Annotated in this window: 21 protein-coding genes; 9 read left to right on the top strand and 12 right to left on the bottom strand. The window is 62.2% G+C overall.

Features of this window, described 5'->3' with window-relative positions; all coding sequences use genetic code 11:
• Positions 1-114 precede the first annotated feature (114 nt).
• The 3 genes from PCS43_RS15855 to PCS43_RS15845 all read right to left on the bottom strand — a co-directional run bounded on the left by PCS43_RS15855 (position 115) and on the right by PCS43_RS15845 (position 2,448).
• Entirely contained in the window at positions 115-1,248 is a 1,134-nt protein-coding gene (locus tag PCS43_RS15855) for a HoxN/HupN/NixA family nickel/cobalt transporter (protein WP_081377534.1), read from the bottom strand.
• Between the two features lie 140 nt (positions 1,249-1,388).
• Positions 1,389-1,718: a branched-chain amino acid transporter permease gene (locus tag PCS43_RS15850; RefSeq protein ID WP_003940007.1), complete on the bottom strand. Its 330-nt coding sequence runs from the start codon at positions 1,716-1,718 to the stop codon at positions 1,389-1,391.
• Positions 1,711-2,448 (bottom strand): AzlC family ABC transporter permease, encoded by a 738-nt coding sequence (locus tag PCS43_RS15845; RefSeq protein ID WP_003940360.1) that lies wholly within the window; start codon positions 2,446-2,448, stop codon positions 1,711-1,713. The genes PCS43_RS15850 and PCS43_RS15845 overlap by 8 nt, the downstream gene beginning before the upstream one ends.
• Positions 2,449-2,527: 79 nt before the next feature.
• On the opposite strand from PCS43_RS15845, the gene PCS43_RS15840 reads away from it, so the two are divergent.
• Together PCS43_RS15840 and PCS43_RS15835 are read left to right on the top strand one after the other, a co-directional pair.
• On the top strand, positions 2,528-2,968 hold the full coding sequence (locus tag PCS43_RS15840; RefSeq protein WP_020970517.1) for an Lrp/AsnC family transcriptional regulator: 441 nt from the start codon (positions 2,528-2,530) through the stop codon (positions 2,966-2,968).
• A gap of 57 nt (positions 2,969-3,025) precedes the next feature.
• Positions 3,026-3,451, top strand: a complete 426-nt coding sequence (locus tag PCS43_RS15835) for a VOC family protein (protein ID WP_003940409.1) — start codon at positions 3,026-3,028, stop codon at positions 3,449-3,451.
• On the opposite strand, the gene PCS43_RS15830 is transcribed toward PCS43_RS15835, so the two are convergent.
• Entirely contained in the window at positions 3,448-4,458 is a 1,011-nt protein-coding gene (locus PCS43_RS15830; protein WP_073512657.1) for an AraC family transcriptional regulator, read from the bottom strand. The genes PCS43_RS15835 and PCS43_RS15830 overlap by 4 nt on opposite strands.
• Positions 4,455-5,645 (bottom strand): pyridoxal phosphate-dependent aminotransferase, encoded by a 1,191-nt coding sequence (locus PCS43_RS15825; RefSeq protein ID WP_003939670.1) that lies wholly within the window; start codon positions 5,643-5,645, stop codon positions 4,455-4,457. The genes PCS43_RS15830 and PCS43_RS15825 overlap by 4 nt, the downstream gene beginning before the upstream one ends.
• A gap of 135 nt (positions 5,646-5,780) precedes the next feature.
• On the opposite strand from PCS43_RS15825, the gene PCS43_RS15820 reads away from it, so the two are divergent.
• The 5 genes from PCS43_RS15820 to PCS43_RS15800 all read left to right on the top strand — a co-directional run bounded on the left by PCS43_RS15820 (position 5,781) and on the right by PCS43_RS15800 (position 9,603).
• On the top strand, positions 5,781-6,359 hold the full coding sequence (locus tag PCS43_RS15820) for a carboxymuconolactone decarboxylase family protein (protein ID WP_007733549.1): 579 nt from the start codon (positions 5,781-5,783) through the stop codon (positions 6,357-6,359).
• Positions 6,360-6,484: 125 nt separating this feature from the next.
• Positions 6,485-6,880 carry a TOBE domain-containing protein gene (locus PCS43_RS15815; RefSeq protein ID WP_003940157.1) on the top strand — a complete coding sequence of 132 codons (396 nt, stop codon included), beginning with the start codon at positions 6,485-6,487 and terminating at the stop codon, positions 6,878-6,880.
• A gap of 25 nt (positions 6,881-6,905) precedes the next feature.
• A complete protein-coding gene (gene modA, locus PCS43_RS15810) occupies positions 6,906-7,715 on the top strand; it encodes a molybdate ABC transporter substrate-binding protein (protein ID WP_209909671.1) in 810 nt (269 codons plus the stop codon).
• A complete protein-coding gene (locus tag PCS43_RS15805; RefSeq protein ID WP_020970514.1) occupies positions 7,712-8,521 on the top strand; it encodes an ABC transporter permease in 810 nt (269 codons plus the stop codon). Before modA ends, PCS43_RS15805 begins: the two co-directional genes overlap by 4 nt.
• Positions 8,518-9,603 (top strand): sulfate/molybdate ABC transporter ATP-binding protein, encoded by a 1,086-nt coding sequence (locus tag PCS43_RS15800; RefSeq protein ID WP_042921720.1) that lies wholly within the window; start codon positions 8,518-8,520, stop codon positions 9,601-9,603. Before PCS43_RS15805 ends, PCS43_RS15800 begins: the two co-directional genes overlap by 4 nt.
• Here the strand turns inward: PCS43_RS15800 and fadD11 are convergent.
• Genes fadD11 through PCS43_RS15765 form a run of 7 tightly spaced genes read right to left on the bottom strand, consistent with a single transcriptional unit; the run spans position 9,579 to position 17,848 of the window.
• The gene (fadD11, locus tag PCS43_RS15795; protein ID WP_063315895.1) at positions 9,579-11,381 is read right to left on the bottom strand and encodes a fatty acid--CoA ligase FadD11; all 1,803 of its coding nucleotides are present in this window, start codon (positions 11,379-11,381) and stop codon (positions 9,579-9,581) included. The genes PCS43_RS15800 and fadD11 overlap by 25 nt on opposite strands.
• Complete coding sequence (locus PCS43_RS15790; protein ID WP_209909668.1) at positions 11,378-12,340, bottom strand: SDR family oxidoreductase; 963 nt, start codon at positions 12,338-12,340, stop codon at positions 11,378-11,380. Before PCS43_RS15790 ends, fadD11 begins: the two co-directional genes overlap by 4 nt.
• Positions 12,341-12,344: 4 nt before the next feature.
• Positions 12,345-13,778, bottom strand: a complete 1,434-nt coding sequence (locus PCS43_RS15785; RefSeq protein WP_209909665.1) for an aldehyde dehydrogenase family protein — start codon at positions 13,776-13,778, stop codon at positions 12,345-12,347.
• On the bottom strand, positions 13,775-14,275 hold the full coding sequence (locus PCS43_RS15780) for an SRPBCC family protein (protein WP_007733538.1): 501 nt from the start codon (positions 14,273-14,275) through the stop codon (positions 13,775-13,777). Before PCS43_RS15780 ends, PCS43_RS15785 begins: the two co-directional genes overlap by 4 nt.
• On the bottom strand, positions 14,272-15,363 hold the full coding sequence (locus PCS43_RS15775; RefSeq protein ID WP_007733536.1) for a PDR/VanB family oxidoreductase: 1,092 nt from the start codon (positions 15,361-15,363) through the stop codon (positions 14,272-14,274). The genes PCS43_RS15780 and PCS43_RS15775 overlap by 4 nt, the downstream gene beginning before the upstream one ends.
• Positions 15,360-16,292 carry a metal-dependent hydrolase gene (locus PCS43_RS15770; protein WP_003940129.1) on the bottom strand — a complete coding sequence of 311 codons (933 nt, stop codon included), beginning with the start codon at positions 16,290-16,292 and terminating at the stop codon, positions 15,360-15,362. The genes PCS43_RS15775 and PCS43_RS15770 overlap by 4 nt, the downstream gene beginning before the upstream one ends.
• Positions 16,292-17,848, bottom strand: a complete 1,557-nt coding sequence (locus tag PCS43_RS15765; protein WP_209909662.1) for a flavin-containing monooxygenase — start codon at positions 17,846-17,848, stop codon at positions 16,292-16,294. The genes PCS43_RS15770 and PCS43_RS15765 overlap by 1 nt, the downstream gene beginning before the upstream one ends.
• A 183-nt stretch (positions 17,849-18,031) precedes the next feature.
• On the opposite strand from PCS43_RS15765, the gene PCS43_RS15760 reads away from it, so the two are divergent.
• On the top strand, positions 18,032-18,688 hold the full coding sequence (locus PCS43_RS15760; RefSeq protein ID WP_007733534.1) for a TetR/AcrR family transcriptional regulator: 657 nt from the start codon (positions 18,032-18,034) through the stop codon (positions 18,686-18,688).
• The gene (locus PCS43_RS15755) at positions 18,685-19,311 is read left to right on the top strand and encodes a TetR/AcrR family transcriptional regulator (RefSeq protein ID WP_030535343.1); all 627 of its coding nucleotides are present in this window, start codon (positions 18,685-18,687) and stop codon (positions 19,309-19,311) included. The genes PCS43_RS15760 and PCS43_RS15755 overlap by 4 nt, the downstream gene beginning before the upstream one ends.
• Positions 19,312-19,314 lie beyond the last annotated feature (3 nt).

The raw sequence follows: 19,314 nt of genomic DNA, 5'->3' as shown, positions 1-19,314 counted from the left end.
CCGGGGCTGACCCCGTTCGAACTCCACTATTGCATCTCGCCAACTCCGCGGGATGCGTCTTTTCATAAATGTGGGAAACGCACTGAATGTGCGTAGAAGACTCGGATTGCCAAACTATTCAGCGGTCGATCGAGGTGCGGCGGCAACGGATTGTGCCTGCCACCGTTCTTCGATGCGGCCGTACCGCCACACGAGGAGGGCGATCAGCCAGGTGACAACAAAGAGTCCGACGATGATGAAGCCCATCGCGCCGAGATTCAAGTTCCCGATGGCGCCGAGAATCCCGTCGTGGATGTCGAGTTTGTCGGTGAAGATCGAGATGATTTCCTGGGTCCCGATCAGCAGTGCCACTGCCACCGAGAGTCCGGTGATCACCATGTTGTAGTAGATCTTTCGGACCGGCTGAGCAAATGCCCAACCGTAGGCGAAGTTCATGAACGATCCGTCGATCGAGTCGAAAAGCGACATCCCGGCGCAGAAGAGGATCGGCAGAACGAGGATCGAATACCACGGGAGCCCTGTCGCCGCCGCGCCGCCGGCGATCACCAACAGCCCGACTTCGGTGACGGTGTCGAATCCCAATCCGAACAGTAGGCCGACCGGGTACATGTGCCAGGGCTTGCGAACCATCTTCATCACCGGGCCCAGAATCTTGTTCAGGGCGCCACGGCTGTCGAGTTCCTTCTCGAGTTGTTCCTCGTCGAAGGTTCCGGCCTTGTACTTCGTGTACACCCGATGAATCCCGATGAGAGAGACAAGGTTCAAGATTCCGATCAAAATCAGGAACGTGCCGGAAATGGTGGTGCCGAACAAGCCGGTCCACTTCTCCAGATCGGAGTTGTCGTCGGAAAGGCTGGTGGCCAGTTGCCGCACACCCAAAGCCAAGAGGGCGACGAGTACGAAGACGATGGTCGAGTGTCCGAGCGAAAACCAGAAACCGACGGACATCGGTTTCTTGCCGTCCGCCAACAACTTCCGAGTGGTGTTGTCGATGGCGGCGATGTGATCGGCGTCGAAAGCATGGCGCATGCCGAGCGTGTACGCCGTGACACCGAGTCCGATGCCGAAGACACTGCCTTCGATCGTGTAGTGGCCGGGGACAACCAGACCGAGAAGAACTGCCCACCCGACGACGTTGAGTGCAACGACGGTGACGGTCATTCCGATGATGCTTCGACGCTGGCCTCGATCCAGACTGTGCCAAGCACCGGCGATTCGAGTGCCCGTCGTGGTCATTGTCGTGGACATCGAACCTCACCGATCCTTCAGTCGCGGCCGGCGGCCACGCTACTGAAATCGTATAAGTGTTCAACTGTTCAGATAAGCGCCTGGAGGTTACAAATCACCCATCCGGGGGTAAAACTGCTTTGCTCCCGGATGGGAAATGCTCAGGCGAACACGGTATTGACCAGCGCGACGTAGATCGTCGTTCCGACGACGATGCTCAGGACGGCATTCTTTCGCCAGAGGTGCGCGGCGATCGTGGCGCACACTGCAATCAGTTCGGGTAGGCCGTGAGAAGGGGCGGTGATCGACACCCCTTTGAGTGAATACATCACGAGGATCAACATGACGCCTGCCGGCATGTAGATGCCGAGGTAGCCGACCAGGGCGGAGGAGCGCAGCGGCATGAGCGCGGCGAAGGGGATTGCGCGCAGCGCGAAGGTGACCACGGCCATGACTGCGACCGCCGCAAAGATGTACGAGGTGTCAGGCATCGATCTTCGCCTTTCGTGAGTCGTAGACAAAGCGCCCGATCAGGAAGAGCACGAAGGCGCCCATCGCAATTGGCAGCATGTGGTCCGGCGCTGCGAGCCGGGCGACCAGAGCGCAGGTGACCGCGGCGACCGGCACCGCGAATCCGTTTTGTGCGCGAATCGCTTCGATCGAGAGGACGACGAACAACGCCGTCAGGGCGAAGTCGAGGCCGACGATCGAGTCCGGAATCCACTGTCCTGCCGTCGCGCCCAGGATCGCGCCACCGATCCAGTAGCCGTGCAGGTACAGCTGGGAGTAGACGATGACGCGTCCGGTGAGTGCCTTGGGATCGGCAGTTACCGACATCGCATAGGCCTCGTCGGTCAGCGCGAACATGCTGTAGAAGCGGGCGAAGGGGTTGCGAATCTTTTCCAGCGGAAAACTCAAGGCGTAGAACACATGTCGAAAGTTGACTAGTAGTGCGGTCAGAGCGACGTACGGCAGCGGTGTCATGGCCGCGACCATTCCGACCGCGAGAAACTCCAGCGATCCTGCGTAGATCAGCGAGGTGAAAGCGACTGCCCACCAAGGGCTGAGCCCTTGTTGGACCACAAGAACGCCAAGTGCGATCCCGAGTGGGAGCAGGCCGAATCCAACCGGTAGCGACAGCTGGAAGGCGTGCCGCCACGCCGGGGTTCGCGGTGGGAGTTCGACGGCCGGTGCGGCCGTCGACGATGCTGGTTCGATCACGACGCAAATCTATAACAAAGATCGAGGTGATCGATTGCTCAGAATGCCCACATATTGAACAGTGCGCAATAATAGTGCGATGGATGCCATGGATGACGCAATTTTGTTTCACCTACGCCAGGACTCGAGTTTGACCAACACCGAGTTGGCGGATCTGGTGGGTCTGACACCCTCACCTTGCCTGCGTCGGGTGAAGAAGCTCGAAGCCGACGGAATCATCACCGGGTACCGGGCGATCGTCAGTCAGGAAGCGCTCGGTCGAGGATTTCAGGTGATCGTCACCGCCGAGATCGGAGTCAACGACCAGGCCACCATCGAGGACTTCGAATCCCAGGTCGCCGCCTTCGACGAAGTGATCGAATGTCGGAGATTGTTCGGAATTCCCGACTACTTCATTCGCGTCGCGGTGAAAGATCTCGCGACGTACGAGAACTTCATGGTCACCAAGCTCAGCGGGCTTCCGGCTGTCTCGCGGGTGACATCGTTGATCACCATGAAGACCATCAAGAGTGTCGACTGATGCCCGGGCTCGGCTGAACCTTCACTAGGTGTCGGTGGTCGGCGTTAACGTCGGAACATGGGATACGAATTTCAAGTCACAGTAGATTCGGCACATCCGCACGAACAGGCGAAGTGGTGGGCCGCAGCACTCGGGTGGGCAGCGGAGCCCAGCGACGAAGACTTCATCAGGGGCCTCGTCGCCGCTGGTCACGCCAAGGAATCCGACACCACGACATTCGAGGGAGTCCTCGTCTGGCGCGAAGGTGCGGCCATCAGCGATCCGGAGCATCCCGAACGTCCCCGCGTTCTGTTCCAACTGGTTCCGGAATCGAAGACGGTGAAGAACCGGCTCCATTTCGACATACGAGTGGGCGACAAGCGCGAGGATGTCGCAGCGCACCTCGAGACGGTGGGGGCGACGATCCTGCACCGGGGAGCGCAGGGGCCGAGCGTGTGGATCACGATGACCGATCCCGAAGGAAACGAGTTCTGCGTCAGCTAGCGGTACGAACTCGGAGTGTCGCCGGTCCATCGTTTGAAGGCCCGACGGAAGGCGCTGGGCTCGGAGAACCCCAATCGCGCCGAGAGTACTTCGACGGATTCTCCGCGCCGCAAACCAGCGATGGCTACGTCGCGGAGCACTTCCTCTCGCAGTTGATTCAGTGATGTTCCGTCACGCCGCAGCAGTCGACGCAGATGGGGAACGCTGATCGAGAGCATCTCCGCGATCTCCTCGGCCGTGGAGGTTCGCCCCTTCACCCCGAGTTCCAGGACCCGTCGCACCTGCGCCGACGCAGTGCTGTCGTAATCGCGTTCGGACATGAGCTGAATCGGAGATTCTCGGAGGTACTCCTCCAACGTCTCCTCGGTTTGGATGATCGGTGCACGCATGGCCGAGTTGTCGAATTCCAGTGCCGCGCGCTTCGCGCCGAAGGTGACCGGCGCTCCGAAGATGTAGTCGTAGTCCTGCGCCAACCGTGCATCCGGTGCCGAGTACGGAAATTCGACCGCCCGAAGTCGGACGCGCTTTCCGATCAACCATGCGGAAAATCGGTGCAGCAAGATCAGGACGAAATCGGTTGTGACACGTTCTGCGACATCAGGTTCGGCGACGCCTTCGCGAACTCGGACAGCGAAACTCACCCGAGTGCTTTCCTCGCCCTTTTCGATCGACAGTGGGGCCAGAGCCGGTAGCGCACGGATCACGTCGGACATTCGAGCGAAGGCCGATCCGAGATCAGGGCAATGGATCAACGTCAGGCAGATCAATCGGAAAGTGCCACGGGGGACCGGGGCGGATCCGAGGCCGAACAATTCGTCGTCGGTGATCTGCCACGTGGATTGGATGAACGTGGTGACCTGAGTCGGGGTCAGCCGGGCGCGCGGGTCGGACAGTGTCTCGAGGTCGATCCCGGCAGCGCGCAGTGCACCCGACAAATCGACGTCGTTGTCCGGCGAGAACGCGAGATAGCGGTGGACGAATGCGGTCGGGATGGTCCGCGCTGTCATGGGTGCGCTGCTCCTTGGAGCAGGTGGAGACGGCGTGCAGCTTCGGACAGAATGTGGTCCTGCTTGCAGAAGGCGAAGCGCACCAGGTGCTTCCAATCGTCGCGGTTGTCCGCGAACACGTCGACCGGAACGGCCGCGACGCCGATCCGCTCGGGCAGTGCGCGGCAGAAATCTCCCGCATCGGTTTCGCCCAACGGTCTGATGTCGGCAAGGAGGAAGTACGTGCCGCCACCGGAATGCACCGTGAAACCGGCCTCGGTCAGAGCTTTACCGAGCACGTCGCGTTTGCCTTGCAAGCTCTGTCGAAGTTCGACGACCCACGGCTGTTCGTTGGTGAGCGCGTAGGCAACGGCCGGTTGGAACGGTGCACCGGCAACAAATGACATGAACTGCTTGGCGGCACGGACTCCGTCGATGAGTTCGCGCGGGCCGATCGCCCAGCCGGTTTTCCAGCCGGTGACATTGAAAGTCTTTGCGGCACTGGACACCGTGACGGTGCGCTCACGCATGCCCGGGAGCGACGCCATCGGTGTGTGGGTGAGGCCGTCGAAGACCAAGTGCTCGTAGACCTCGTCGCTCAACACGATCAGGTCGCGTTCGCACGCGAGTTCGGCGATCGCTCGAAGTTCGTGATCGGTGAATACGGTGCCGGTGGGGTTGTGAGGACTGTTGACGATCAGCATCTTCGTCTTGGCGGTGATCGCGCCGCGCAATGCATCGAGATCGACCGCAAATCCGTCTCCCGCGGTTACCAACGGAACTGTGCGACGTACAGCGCCTGCCAACGCGACGGATGCAGCGTAGGAGTCGTAGTACGGCTCGATCAGCACTACTTCTTCGCCGGGCTCGACCAGTCCGAGAATCGCAGCACTGATCGCCTCGGTGGCGCCGACGGTGACCAGAACTTCGGAGTCGGGATCACTGTCGAGTCCGTAGCGGATGCGCCGATCCTCCGCGATGGCCTGACGCAAGACGGGCATGCCCGGACCGGGCGGGTATTGATTGACGCCCTCGGCGATGGCTCGGCGCGCTACCTCGAGCATGGCAGCAGGGCCGTCGGTATCCGGAAAGCCCTGACCGAGGTTGACCGCGTCGTGAAGTGTGGCCAACGCTGTCATCTCGGCGAAGATCGTGGATGCGAACGGCTGCAGACGCGAGACGGTGCGGTTGCGGGGCGTCGAAGGCATCTTTGCAGCTTAGTCGGCTGACACCGCATCCTCACATCCGCTCGGACGCGGTGCTTGTCACGTTTGAATCGCCGCCATCGTCCAACTCTGTAGAGAGCATCGAATCCGGTGCCCCAGAACATACGGAGGCTTGCCATGACTCGCATTCCCGCAGTGACACCGTCAGAAGCCAGTCCGTTGATCAAAGTGGCATACAAATTCGCCGCCAGGCAGTACGACGAAGTCCCCGAGCCCTTTGCCGTCCTGGCCAACCATCGGAAATTGTTCGTAGCGGCTGCCCGCCACGAAATGGCTGTGCAGAAGGCGTCGAAGGTGCTGCCGTCGAACATTCGTGAACTGGCCGTCTATCGCGTCGCCTGGACTGTCGGCTGCTCGTGGTGTGTCGACTTCGGGACGATGCTCTCGCGCTTGGACGGTTTGGACATCGACAAGTTGAAAGAGATCGCGAACTACCGGGATTCATCGAAGTACAGCGAAGACGAGCGGGCCGCGATCGCCTACGCCGACGCCATGACCGGTGACCCCCATGGGGAGAACGGGGTGACGGACGAACAGGTCGCGGATCTCGAGCGCAGGTTCGGGCGAGCGGGCGTCGTGGAACTGACCTATCAGATCGGGCTCGAAAACATGCGCGCCCGGATGTATTCGGCGTTGGGGATTACCGAGCAGGGGTTCAGCACCGACTCCTGCCGTGTGCCCTGGGCAGAAGAATGATGCGCTGATTCGTCTACGGCAACTATCGACAATGCTCCGCAGATACGTGATCATGATTGACTAGTTCACGCATCTGCGGAGCATTTCGGCTTGTTAGGTCCGCACTTGCGACCTACGATCACCTGGTGCCCAACATTCGAATCCGCGAAGCTGCCGGCCTGCTCGGTGTCAGTGACGACACCGTCCGGCGGTGGGTCGACGGTGGGCTTCTCACCGCGACGACGGACGACTCCGGCCGCAAGGTCATCGACGGTGCCGAGTTGGCGGGCTTCGCCCGGTCCAACGCCGGACCCGCACCGGCCGATCCGCTCACGGGTGCGAGTTCGGCCCGCAACCGGTTCGCCGGCCTCGTCACCAAGGTCGTCACCGACAAGGTGATGGCTCAGGTCGAAATGCAGTGTGGGCCCTTCACTGTCGTCTCGTTGATGAGTACCGACGCGGTTCGGGAGCTCGGACTCGAGGTCGGGAGTATCGGAGTCGCAATCGTGAAGGCCACCACGGTCATCGTGGAAACGCCGTAGTTTTTGAACATACTGGAGGAAATTCGTGAAGCGTGTAGTCGGACTTGTTGCAGCAGGTGCCTTTTCGCTTGCCCTGGTGACCGGTTGTAGTTCCTCCGACAATTCTTCGTCGGAGACGTCGTCGGCCGCTCCGACCACAACCACTTCGAGTGAGAGTGCCACGGGAAGTATCACCGTCTTCGCGGCGGCGTCACTCAAGAACAGCTTCACCGAACTCGGCAAGGAATTCGAGTCCGAGAACCCCGGTTCATCGGTCACTTTCAGCTTTGCCGGGTCCTCGGACCTCGTCGCTCAGATCACTCAGGGCGCACCGGCTGACGTGTTCGCCTCGGCTGACGCCGCCAACATGACCAAGGCCACCGACGCCGGCGTCGTCGCGGGGTCGCCCTCGGACCTCGCGAGCAACACCTTGACGATTGTTGTGCCGCCGGGCAATCCGAAGGGAATCGCGTCGTTCGCCGATCTGGCAAAGGAGGGGACGCAACTGGTGATCTGCGCTCCGCAGGTCCCTTGTGGCGCGGCTACGAAGAAGGTCGAGACGGCCACAGGCGAGACCCTCTCGCCCGTCAGCGAAGAATCGTCGGTGACCGACGTTCTCAACAAGGTGACGTCCGGGCAGGCCGATGCCGGCATCGTTTACGTCACCGACGCGAAGTCCGCTGGTGACAAGGTTCAGACCGTCGCGTTCCCGGAAGCCACCACGGTGGTCAACCTGTACCAGATTGCGGTGCTGAAGGATTCGAAGAATTCGGGAACGGCAACCAAATTCGTCGATCTCGTGAAGGGGCCCAAGGGCCTGGCAGTTCTGAGTGACGCGGGATTCGCTGCCCCGTGACACACCTAAGACCGGCGGTCCGGGCTCCGCTCGGGTTGCCGGTATGGATTTACCTTCCGGCGCTGATCGGCGGAGCGTTTGTCATCGCGCCCTTGGCGGCGATGCTGGCCACCGTGCAGTGGTCGCAGTTCTGGGAACTCGTGACTTCCGAATCGTCGGTTGCCGCGTTGAAACTGAGTTTGAAGACAGCGGCAATGAGCACGCTGCTGTGCATCCTGTTCGGGGTACCGATGGCCGCGGTGTTGGCGCGCAGTCATTTTCGGGGACTGTCCGTTCTTCGATCCTTGATTCTGCTCCCGCTGGTTCTGCCGCCAGTGGTGGGCGGTATCGCGTTGCTGTACACGTTCGGGCGCAAAGGGTTGATCGGTGAGCAGTTGGAAGTGCTCGGCATCCAGATAGCATTCTCGACAACCGCGGTGGTCCTGGCGCAGACGTTTGTCGCGCTACCGTTCCTCGTCGTCAGCCTCGAAGGTGCGCTACGCACTGCGGGCACACGATACGAGGCCGTAGCCTCGACGCTCGGAGCCCGCCCGACCACCGTGCTTCGCCGGGTGACTTTGCCGCTGGTGCTTCCCGGTCTGGTGTCAGGGGCAGTGCTGGCTTTCGCTCGCGCACTGGGGGAGTTCGGTGCAACGCTGACGTTCGCGGGAAGTCTGCAAGGGGTCACGCGTACCCTGCCGTTGGAAATCTATCTCCAGCGTGAGACCGATCCGGATGCAGCGGTAGCGCTTTCGCTGGTGTTGGTCGTAGTCGCGGTGGTCATCGTGGTTGCGGTGCGTGGACGCGGATCGGCGGGTTCGTTGTGAGTGGCCTCCACGTCGACATCGAGATTCCGGAGCGCGACGTCGTTGCGACGTTCGACGTCGCGGCCGGTGAGGTGACCGCTGTCCTCGGACCGAACGGCGCAGGCAAGTCGACGGTACTGGCGGCGGTTGCCGGACTACATCACCCGCGGCGTGGGTTGATCGAACTGAATTCTCGCGTTCTCACCGATACCGGTAGGGGAGTCGCGTTGGCGCCGCATCGGCGCGGCACTGTTCTACTCGCGCAAGAGGCACTTCTCTTTCCCCACCTCAGTGCGGCCGCGAACGTGGCGTTCGCGCCGCGCAGTGCAGGGCGGTCGCGTCGCGATTCCGCCGATTCCGCGCGCCACTGGCTCGACGCAGTCGACGCCGCCGAATTGGCTGACCGCAAGCCGTCACAGCTCTCCGGCGGTCAAGCGCAACGAGTCGCAGTGGCGAGGGCATTGGCTGCTGAACCCGAACTACTCCTGCTCGACGAACCGATGTCTGCGCTCGACGTCGCCTCCGCCCCGGCATTGCGGTCGTTGCTGCGTAGAGTGCTCCGAACAGGAGATCGCACGGCCGTGCTCGTCACGCACGACGCTCTGGATGCGCTGGCCCTTGCCGACACCGTTGTCGTGCTGGACGGCGGCCGGGTCGTCGAACGTGGTGACGTACGAACAGTTCTGACTCGCCCGCGTAGTGCATTTGCAGCACGCATCGCAGGGATCAACTTGCGCAGCGGCACGATGGCCGGAGACGGAATGCTCAGAAGTCCGGTCGGGGTGGATATCGCGGGCCAGACGGAGACCGACCTACCGGCCGGCAGTGCCGCCGTGGCAGTCTTCGAGCCGCGAGCAGTGTCGGTCTACCTGGATCCGCCTCACGGGAGCCCACGAAACGCGTTTGCGGTCACGATCGCGGAGATCGAAAACCGAGGCGATGTCGTCCGAGTCCGAGCCGAGGACGAAGCCGGCCAGCCGGGCTTGTCTGCCGACATCACGGCGAGCGCAGCGGCCGAGCTCGATCTGGTTCCGGGATCGGCCGCTACGTTTGTGGTCAAGGCCACCGAGACGCTGATCTATGCGCAGGGCGCAGGCTCGTAGACGTCCTCTACGACCGAATCCGCATAGAGGGCTGCAATTTCGGACGCGTACTTCTCGGCTATCGGCTTGCGCCTGAGCTTCATCGTCGGTGTCAGCTCGTCGCCGCCTGGCTCCCAGAACGTGGTGAGTACGTGAAACCGCTTGATCTGCTCGGCCCTCGACAGACGCGAGTTTCCCTCGGCGACAGCAGTTGCAACGATGTCGACGATCCGAGCGTCCTTGGCGAGTACCGCGGCCTCGGCCGCAAGTCCCAGTGAGCGTGCCGCTCCGACCGCGGCGTCGGCGCTGAGAGTGATCAACGCTGTGTTGAACTTTCGGCCGTCTCCGACTGCCACGACCTCACCGATCAACGACGACGACGTCTTCACTGCGGTCTCGATGGCAGCGGGGGACATGTTCTTTCCCGACGCATTGATGATCAGCTCCTTCTTGCGATCGATCACCGTGAGGTATCCGTCTGCGTCGGCCGTGACGATGTCTCCGGTCGAAAGCCAACCGTCTGCACTGATCGCTTCGGCCGTTTTTGCCGGTTCGCCGCGGTACCCCTTCATGACCAACGGTCCTCGAACCAGTAGCTCACCGTCCGCCTCGATGCGCATTTCCATGCCTGGAAGCAACTTTCCGACCGTTCCCAGCTTGGTCGGCTCGGCCGGTGCGGTGCTCGCAATGCATGTCAGCTCGGACATTCCCCAGATCTCCGAGATCGGAACTCCCAGGGCTGCAAAGAATGCCAAGGTGTCCGGCGGAATCGGTGCGGCGCCAGAGATGGCCCACTTCAGTTCGGCAAAACCGAGTTTCGCACGCAGAGCGGAGAGGACCATTGCATCGGCTCGGGCGTAGTCCGCTTCCAGTTCGGCGGGGACTGTTTCACCGGCTCGCAAGTGTGCGAGCCGAGTGCGACCGACGTCGAGTGCCCACTGCAATGCCGCTCGCCGCGCGTCGTCCGGTTCGTTGGCGACGGCCGATTCGACTGCAACCTTCAGCTTTTCCCACACACGGGGGACGCTGCCCCAGATCGTGGGGCGACAGTCCGGAAGCGCAGCCGCTACCTGGCTCGGATCCGGCACGACAGTGATCTGGGTGCCGAACACCATTTGCATGTACAGGCAGGTGAGCCGATCGGCGATGTGCGCCGACGGCATGTACGAGGTGATGCGGTCACCGAACTCGACGGGGAGTACAGCACTGACGGCGGTGGTTTCGAACAACAGACAGGCATGAGTCGTCTCGACGCCCTTGGGGTTGCCGGTCGTGCCTGAGGTGTAGATCAACGTGGCGACGTCGTTCGGTTTCACCGCACGCCAGGTGCTCTCGAAATCGAAATCGGCGGCAGCAGAGGACTTCATCTGCTCCAGCGTCAGGGTGCCGGACTGCTGGGCAGACGGTTGCGCGTCGACGACCACGATCGTGTCGAGTGTGGCACCGGATCGGCGAACGGTATCCACGTACTGGGCCTCGCAGACGAGCACTCGCGCACCGGAATTGGCGAGGATGTACTGGATGGCTTCGGGTGCCGACGTGTTGTAGATGGAGAAGGACGTCGCGCCGAGGTGTTGGGCGCCGACGTCGATCGGGTAGAACTCGATGCGGTTACTCATCATCAATGCAACCGTATCGCCATGTCCCACGCCGATTCCGGCCAATCCCGCGGCAACATCGCGAACCTGTTCGCCGTACGCGCGCCACGTCAGTGTTCGCGCATCGCCGATGTCTCGCAAAGCCACCGCGTCGGGCGCTACCGCCGACACTCGCTGGAAGGCTGCACACAACGTAGTCATGATGTTCTCCTGGATGCCTTTGGCAGGGCTGATGCATTCGTCGGGGCCGCAGCGGTGGTTCTGTCTTCGAGTTCGCGGATCAGGTCGTGTGCCTGTTTGTCTTTTGCCAGGTAACCGTCGGCAAGGACATTGATGAATCCGCGTCCCCACGCCCAGGGTTCCCAGGCAGCGGGGGCAAGGGTCCGGGCGGCGCGGCGCGCGATCGCGTCGGCGATCACGGTGGCGGCACGGTCCGGGGAGATTCGATGACGGAGGGGACCAGGTAGTCGAGCGTCGAGTTTGCGCCCGATCTCGTCGTCGTCGAGTGTTGCGCGTGCAAGTTGTGTATCCACCATCCCGAAGTACGCGATGCCGGCAGTAGCGCCGTAGCCGGCAACCTCGAGACGCAGCGCCCGGCCGAGCGCTTCGACCCCAGCCTTGCTGATCATGTACGAAGCGCCGCCCAAACCGGGGGCGAACGACGCCGCCGATGACACGACGACGATGTGCCCACTGTTGCGGATCACCTCGTCGATGGTCGGATGCACGGTGTTGAAGACGCCGGTGAGATTGACGTCGAGCACACGATCGAAGGCGTCGGGATCGATCTGGCGCAATGTTGCCGGGGGAGGGGTGATTCCGGCGTTGGCCACCACGACGTCGATTCTGCCCAGCTGCTCGACGATCGTGCGCGCGGCCGCTTTCATACCGTCCCGATCTCGGACATCGGCCGTCACCGTCACGACTCGCTGTGACTCGAATGAGCGCTCGGCCGTTGCCAATGAACTCTCGTTGACGTCGACCAGTGCCACGGTGGCCCCACGCCGGTGGAGAGTGCGCGCCAGCGCTGCACCGATACCGTCGCCTCCACCGGTGATCAGTACGACCTTCCCGGCGACGTCGTAGTCGAGTCGGCGTCCGGGCAGTGGAATGCCCAGATCGCGGACTGTTTCCGCAATTGCGGACAAGCGTCCCGTCATTGCTTCAGTGCCTTCCGTGTAGCGCGCGGATGAGAACCTTGACCAGCCAGTCGATTCGGGCGGTCCTTCGAAACGTCGTCAGTGGTAGGGGCGAACGGAATCGTTGCCGAGTCGTCGAACGAGCGTAGGTGAACTCCTTCAGACCATCTGGGCCGTGAACGCGTCCGAAACCAGATACTCCGACCCCACCCAGTGGCAGGTTGGGAACCGCGGCATACATCACATAAGAGTTCACCGACGCTCCTCCGGATCGGAGCCGATCGGCAACAGCCGCTCCGTCCTTGCCGAACACGCTTGCTCCCAACGCGTATGGCGACGCATTGACCAACTCCACCGCCTCGTCCATCGAGGCGACCTTGGTGATCGTCATCGTCGGGCCGAAAGTTTCCTCCGTGACGGCGAGGCTGTCTTCGGGGACGTCGACCATGATGGTCGGTTGCACGTACTGGCCGGAGATCGAGCCGAGCCCTCCGAGAACGACACGTCCACCCCGCGACATCGCGTCGTCGATGTGGCGCCGGATTACAGCCACTTGCGAGGGCATGGTGATCGGACCGATCTTGTCTTCGGCACCCGGACCCGCATGAACTCGGGCAGCCAAAGTGATTGTCTTGTCGATAAACTCGCCGTAGACATGTTCGTGCACGTATACACGCTCGACGCCCAGACAGGTTTGACCGGAGTTGGACAATGCTCCCCACACCGCAGCATCCGCGGCGGCACCGACATTTCCGTCGGCATCAAGGATGAGCGCGTCCTTACCACCACATTCCATCAACACCGGTGTGAGGGTCTCGGCGCACGCTGCCATGACTTTCTTGCCCGTCGCGGTCGATCCGGTGAACCCGATCTTGTCGACACCGGCCAGGCACAGTGCCGCGCCGACCGAACCATCGCCCGTGACGACCTGCAGCACAGGATGTTCAGGGACGACCTCGGCGAAGGCGCGGCCCAACCATTGCCCGACTGCCGGTGCGAACTCACTCGGCTTGTAGACCACGGCGTTGCCTGCAGCCAGCGAGAACGAGAGCGAACCGAGTGGGGTGAAGACCGGATAGTTCCACGGACCGATCACACCGATCACCCCGAGAGGTCGATACTCCACCGAGGCGGCCTGATTGACCGTCAACAAACTGGAGCGGACGCTGCGCCTGCCCAATACCTTTCGGGCATTCTTCGACGCCCACGCGAGATGTTCTAGTGCCATGGCGATTTCGAGCATCGCGTCAGGGTGCGGCTTGCCCATGTCCCGGTGCACGACGTCGGCGAGTTCGGATGCGCGACGAGCGATGATTCCTCGCCACCGATCCAGTCGACGAGCACGTTGCTCGAATGTCAGTTCTGCCCACCACTCGGAAGCAGTACGGGCGTCGCGCACTGCCTGTGTCACCGTGTCGTCGGACGCCTGTGTGGTCGTGTCGATCTCGGTCGCCGTCATCGTGGAGTTCCTTGAAGTGTGTGGTGGACGGCGCCGTCGGCCCAGCCGCGGGTGACGCGTTGGAGGATCGGTCGGGACAGAGTCAGAATGGGGGCGAACCACGGCTGCGCTTGCACAGCGAACGTCCAGGTGAGGCGGCTGCCAGTCGAAGTCGGTTCCAACACCAGATCTTCAGCGAAGCGTTTGAACCCCGGAAGTGACGCCGACTCCACGTAGAACGACATCCGGCGCCCCTCGTCCCAGCGGAAGAATCGCTCGTTCAGTGCAGCAAAAGCGCCGGCTCGCACGGTTCGCGTAGTCCCGACGCCGAATGGTCTGTCCGAGGTCCAGTCGGCTCCGGTGATCCCGTGCGCCCACGACGTGAGCGCTCCGTCCGAGGTCAACGTCTGCCACAAGCTTTCACATGTCGCTTCGGATTCGATCCGGTGAGTGATCACCAGCGGAGCGGAGCGGATGAAGGCTGCGTCGGCCGCAGAAAGAGAGAATTTTCCCTTCACAGGTCCACCACCAAAGACCCACCGGTGGAACGTGATCGACAGGTCAACATCGAACCAGTACGTTCGGATTCGGTGAGGAGGGTGTCTCGATGCTCGACGGTCCCGGAGAGCACCCGGACCTTGCATGTACCGCAGAAGCCCTGTTGGCATGAATACGCTACTCCGGGAAGTACGCGTCGTATTGCAGCCAAGGCGCTTTCGGACTCGCCCACATCGACGGTGAGACCGGTGCGCGCCAGATGCACCGTGAACTCCTTGCCGTCGACTACCGGGAGTGGGGAGAACCTCTCGCTGTGCACCGATCCGGTCGGGTTGGCGGCGAAAGTTGCCGCACGCACCGTGTTCATCAGCGGAACCGGTCCGCACGTGTACACCGCGGCACCGGGATCCGCAGCAGCGACGAGTGTTCCGATATCCGTCGGACCCAGCTCGTCGTCGGGTCGGATGGTTACCCGGCCGCTGGAATACTCCTCGATCTCGTTCAGGAATGGCATAGCTGCCCGAGTTCGTCCGAGATAGTCCAATCGCCACGGGACTCCGCGGCGGTGACAGCGTTGCACCATGGGAAGTATCGGAGTGATCCCGATTCCGCCCGCAACAAAGAGGTACGACGGAGCAGTGACAAAAGGAAATGCATTCCGCGGCCCTCGTACGTCGACAACCATTCCGGGTTTCAGCGACTCGTGTATCTCGCGGGAGCCGCCCCCGCCTTCGTCGATCCGCCGGACGGCGATCCGATACGAGGTCAAGTCGTCGGGGTCTCCGCACAACGAATACTGTCGTTGCCTTCCCGAGGGGAGAATGACGTCTAGGTGAGCGCCGGGAATCCACGACGGCAGGGTGATTCCTTCCCTCGGGGTCAAGGTGACACTCAGGACGTCTGCGCACTCGAACCGGACGGACTTCACGTCCAGCGTCATGTCGAATCCGCTGTAGCGGACCGGGTTGGGACGCGAAAGTATCTGCGCTGCAGGACTTGACGCAAAGATTCGACGGTATGCGCTCGTCGCCTGTGCGGCAATCCTCAACGACCGGGTCGGTGTGAAGTCTTGTGCGTCGTGAGGACGGTCGGCAGTCGTCTTGTTCATCCTTCACTCTTTTCGGAAGAACGATTGGCGGCAGGTGAGCGAGCGAGGTAGCGCATGGCTACGTCCATGTCCCCGATCTGGGACGGATGGAAGCTCGGCCGCAGATACGGAGGAATCTCGGTGATCAGGAATTTCATGTTCGGGACCAGGCCGCGGCGAGTGGCGCTGATCAGTTGCAGAGGCCACAGGCGGCCCTTCGCCTTCGACGGGTCCTGCCGGAAGAGGTAGTTCATCGAGGCGATGAACAACACGAACAACGTGAAGCTGGCGAGCAGCGCCGTGCGAACGCGGCGGGCGTAGCTACCGTCCACGTACATGTAGGCGTCGAAGGCCACGTTGCGGTGCTCGACTTCCTCGGCGCCGTGCCACTTGACCATGTCGAGCATCGTCGGGTGCATGCCGGCATCTTCGAGGGCGGGATCGGTGAGCAGCCATTCCCCGACCACCGCCGTGTAGTGCTCCATCGCGGCAAACAAGCCGAGACGTTCACAGAGCCAGGCGTGCTTGGCTTTTCCGGTCAATCCTTTGTCGCCCAATATCTTGTCCACGAGCCAGTCCATCCGGCGTGACATCGGTTTCATGTCCATGCCGAGGTCCGCAAGATGCTCGCGTGCACCTTTGTGCGACGACGCGTGTGTTGCTTCCTGGCCGACGAATCCCACCACCTCTTCGTGCAGGCGGGGGTCCTCGATGAGCGGGAGCGCTTCGGCGAGCGTTGCGGACATGGCCCGCTCTCCCTCGGGCAACACGAGATGCATGAAGTTGATGACGTGGGTGACCATCGGTTCGTTCGGCACGTAATGCAGTGGTACGCCGTCCCAGTCGAATTCGACGTCACGGGCGGCGATCGCATGTGCTTCGTCGGTGTAGCGGCGCGCGCCGGACGGTGCGACGACGGGTGTGCCTCGGAAGGCGTTGATGCCGAGCATTATCGGCTCCTCACGGTTTCTCGGGCAGTGGTGAGTGATTCGGACGAGACGGGTTGTACTTGCGCGTAGTGAGCGAGGTCGGCTCGTTTGGTCCTGGTGCGGAAGGATCGGTTGAATCCGGGATAGAAGGTGTAATTGCGGCCGCCGTCGACGAGGTAGTAACTACTGCACCCGCCGGCGTTCCATACGCTGGTGGCGAGTCGGCGGTCGGTCGCGCGCACGAACTCTCTCTGCACGTCTGCCCGGACGTCGATACTGCCGATGCCGCGCTCGTCCATTTGAAGAATGCAGCTCACGATGTACTCGACCTGCGCTTCGATCGTGACGACCTGCGAGGTGTAGACCACGGAATTGGGGCCGAGGATCATGAAGAAGTTCGGAAACCCGCTGATGGTGGTGCCGAGGAAGGCCTCGGCACTGCCGTTCCACGTCTGCGCGAGGCTGCGGCCGTCCTTGCCCCGGATGATGTCGAACGACGGGTTGTCTCCCATACGAAAGCCGGTTCCCATGACTATGGTGTCGACTTCCCGGAAGGCGCCGTCCGCGGTGAGGACTCCGCGCTCCTGCACCTCGACGATTCCGTCCGTCACCACCTCCACATTAGGTGACGCCAGCGCGGGATAGTAGGTGTTCGAGAACGTCGGACGCTTGCATCCGAATGCGTAGTGGGGGAGCAGCTTTGCGCGAAGCTCCGGGTCCCGCACCTGCCGGCGAAGGTGTGCTCGGCCGAGTGCGGCCAGCCCTTTGAGCAGTGACGGCTTGTACACGAATCCGGGTACCAGGGCTTCTTGGAGCAGGTCGAGTCCCTTGCGTGCCAGTCGTTGGGTGAGCGGCACCCGCTCGAAGAGAGCGCTCGGCCAGCCGGTCATCGGCTGATCCGGGTGCGGCAGGATCCACGTCGGTGTCCGCTGGAACACGGTCAACGTGTCCGCGAGCGGTTGCAGTCTGGGGATGATCTGCACCGCAGAGGCGCCGGTGCCGACCACGGCTATCCGCTCACCGCGAAGGTCGTGGTCGTGGTTCCAGTCCGCGGTGTGGAACATCTGACCACGAAACGATTCGAGCCCGGGAAGGTCGGGTGTGGCGGGGGCACTGAACGGGCCGGTGGCCGCGACCAGGAACTGTGCCTCCCACATGGTTTCCGCAGTGTGTACCCGCCAGATCTGGGCTTGCTCGTCCCACGAAGCTTCTGTCACGTCCTGGTTGCAGTGGAAATGACCGGCCAGTCCGAAGCGATGGACGCAATCCCGGAGATAGTCGTAGATCTCGGGCTGTAGCGGATACAGCCGCGTCCAGTTCGGATTTGGCGCAAACGAGAACGAGTACAGAATCGACGGGATGTCGCACTGTGCACCGGGGTAGGTATTGACCTGCCAGGTTCCCCCGGGCTCCGCGGCACGTTCCAGAACGACGAAGTCGTCGATCCCGGACTGCTTCAAGCGGACAGCCGTTCCGATGCCGCCGAAACCGGCTCCGATGACGACGACTCGTGTTCGGCGAGTTCGAGTTTCCTCGTCACCGGCCGATGGCCCCGAGGTTGGGTCGATGTCGACCATGTGTGACGCCTCCTGATTGGTGCGTGAACAACTGAACGAAGAGTAAGTCTGACATCAAGTGATGTCAACAGCGGTTGATGTCAGAATTCAACTGATTGACATCGGGCGATGTCAGTTCGCTTGCGGAGGTCGCCGCGATAACCTGAGGTCGAGAGCGCTGCCGGTCAGTGAGAACATGGGGACATGACGGATACCGAGGCTCGGCGCACCGGCCCGCGCAGGTGGCGTGGGCAGGAACCGGAAGATCGCCGCGCCGCGCGCCGGACACAGCTGATCGAAGCCGGGTTGCAGATCATGGGTACCGAGGGAGCGGCCGCCGCGACCATGCGTGCGACCTGCCGCGAGGCCGCGCTGACCGAACGGTACTTCTACGAGAGCTTCGCCAACCGTGACGAACTGCTGGTCGCCGTGCTCGACGAGGTCGTTCTCGGTGCGCGTGACACTATTCTGGACGCTCTCGAGGCGGCGCCTTCCGAACCGTCGGCCCTGATCCGCCACGTGGTGAAGGCCTTCACCAACTACGTATTCAAAGATCCTCGACGTGGACGCATCATGTTCGTCGAATCCCAGGCGGAACCTGCGCTGTGGGATCGAGGGCGAGAATTGATGGCGGAGTTCACGAATCCGATTTCCGCGTCGCTCGAGCTGATGTACGGCGGCGAGGCAACCGACTCCGCGAACTCCGAACTCAATTCGGTGGGGCTGTTCGGTGCCCTCGCGTTCATCTATCAGGCGCACACCCCGTCCTCCAAGATCTCTCGAAAGCGTTTGGTGGAGCACATTTCGCTCATGGTCGAGGCGCAGGCGACGGTCAACAGCACGCCCGCGAGAAAAGAATGACGTCCGCGTCGGCCACAGGCGGAAGGCGTCTCGGTCCCGAAGACCGGCGTGAGCAGATCATTGTCAGCGCGGCAAAGGTTTTCGAGGAGAAGTCTTTTGCCGACGTCTCGATGACCGAGTTGGCCAAGGCGGCTGGGGTCGGACGTCCGCTGCTCAATCATTACTTCGGCTCCAAGCGGGAGTTGTATCTCGACGTCGTGCGGCGGTTCGTCTTCATTCCCGAAGTGGCGGTGGACCGCATTCCGCGATCGGCGAGCCAGGAGAAGCGGATCGGCGCCGTGATCGATCGGTGGCTCGACGTCGCCTGGCGTCATCGCGACATGTGGATCTCGACAGTCATGTCCGACGACCTCCGCCGTGATCCCGAGATGGATCGGATCCTGCAGGATGCTGACGACGTTGCTGCGCGACGCATGATGGATGCGCTCGAGATTCGACCGAGTGAAGGCAGCGAGGCTGCTGTTCATTCGATGATCGTGGCGTACGGAGGCTTGGCGAAGGCTGCCAGTAAGCAGTGGTTGGTGACGGGAGCGCTCGACCGCGAACAGGTGCACCTTCTGCTGGTACGCAGTTTGCTCGCCATCGTGCGTGACGTTCTGCCGGCGTGCGAGGCGGATTCCTGATTG

The sequence above is a fragment of the Rhodococcus sp. C-2 genome (assembly GCF_027854095.1).
In the GTDB taxonomy this organism is placed as follows: domain Bacteria; phylum Actinomycetota; class Actinomycetes; order Mycobacteriales; family Mycobacteriaceae; genus Rhodococcus_F; species Rhodococcus_F qingshengii.
This window is presented reverse-complemented; position numbering and strand designations above follow the sequence as displayed.

Excerpts from the sequence above, each read along its gene's own strand:
- PCS43_RS15855 (WP_081377534.1), bottom strand. The coding sequence starts at position 1,248 with ATGTCCACGACAATGACCACGACGGGCACTCGAATCGCCGGTGCTTGG.
- PCS43_RS15765 (WP_209909662.1), bottom strand. The coding sequence starts at position 17,848 with ATGGTCGACATCGACCCAACCTCGGGGCCATCGGCCGGTGACGAGGAA.
- PCS43_RS15825 (WP_003939670.1), bottom strand. The coding sequence starts at position 5,645 with ATGCCTTCGACGCCCCGCAACCGCACCGTCTCGCGTCTGCAGCCGTTC.
- fadD11 (WP_063315895.1), bottom strand. The coding sequence starts at position 11,381 with ATGACTACGTTGTGTGCAGCCTTCCAGCGAGTGTCGGCGGTAGCGCCC.
- PCS43_RS15775 (WP_007733536.1), bottom strand. The coding sequence starts at position 15,363 with ATGAACAAGACGACTGCCGACCGTCCTCACGACGCACAAGACTTCACA.
- PCS43_RS15755 (WP_030535343.1), top strand. The coding sequence starts at position 18,685 with ATGACGTCCGCGTCGGCCACAGGCGGAAGGCGTCTCGGTCCCGAAGAC.
- PCS43_RS15790 (WP_209909668.1), bottom strand. The coding sequence starts at position 12,340 with ATGACGGGACGCTTGTCCGCAATTGCGGAAACAGTCCGCGATCTGGGC.
- PCS43_RS15840 (WP_020970517.1), top strand. The coding sequence starts at position 2,528 with ATGGATGCCATGGATGACGCAATTTTGTTTCACCTACGCCAGGACTCG.
- PCS43_RS15760 (WP_007733534.1), top strand. The coding sequence starts at position 18,032 with ATGACGGATACCGAGGCTCGGCGCACCGGCCCGCGCAGGTGGCGTGGG.
- PCS43_RS15770 (WP_003940129.1), bottom strand. The coding sequence starts at position 16,292 with ATGCTCGGCATCAACGCCTTCCGAGGCACACCCGTCGTCGCACCGTCC.
- PCS43_RS15785 (WP_209909665.1), bottom strand. The coding sequence starts at position 13,778 with ATGACGGCGACCGAGATCGACACGACCACACAGGCGTCCGACGACACG.
- PCS43_RS15830 (WP_073512657.1), bottom strand. The coding sequence starts at position 4,458 with ATGACAGCGCGGACCATCCCGACCGCATTCGTCCACCGCTATCTCGCG.
- PCS43_RS15835 (WP_003940409.1), top strand. The coding sequence starts at position 3,026 with ATGGGATACGAATTTCAAGTCACAGTAGATTCGGCACATCCGCACGAA.
- PCS43_RS15820 (WP_007733549.1), top strand. The coding sequence starts at position 5,781 with ATGACTCGCATTCCCGCAGTGACACCGTCAGAAGCCAGTCCGTTGATC.
- PCS43_RS15850 (WP_003940007.1), bottom strand. The coding sequence starts at position 1,718 with ATGCCTGACACCTCGTACATCTTTGCGGCGGTCGCAGTCATGGCCGTG.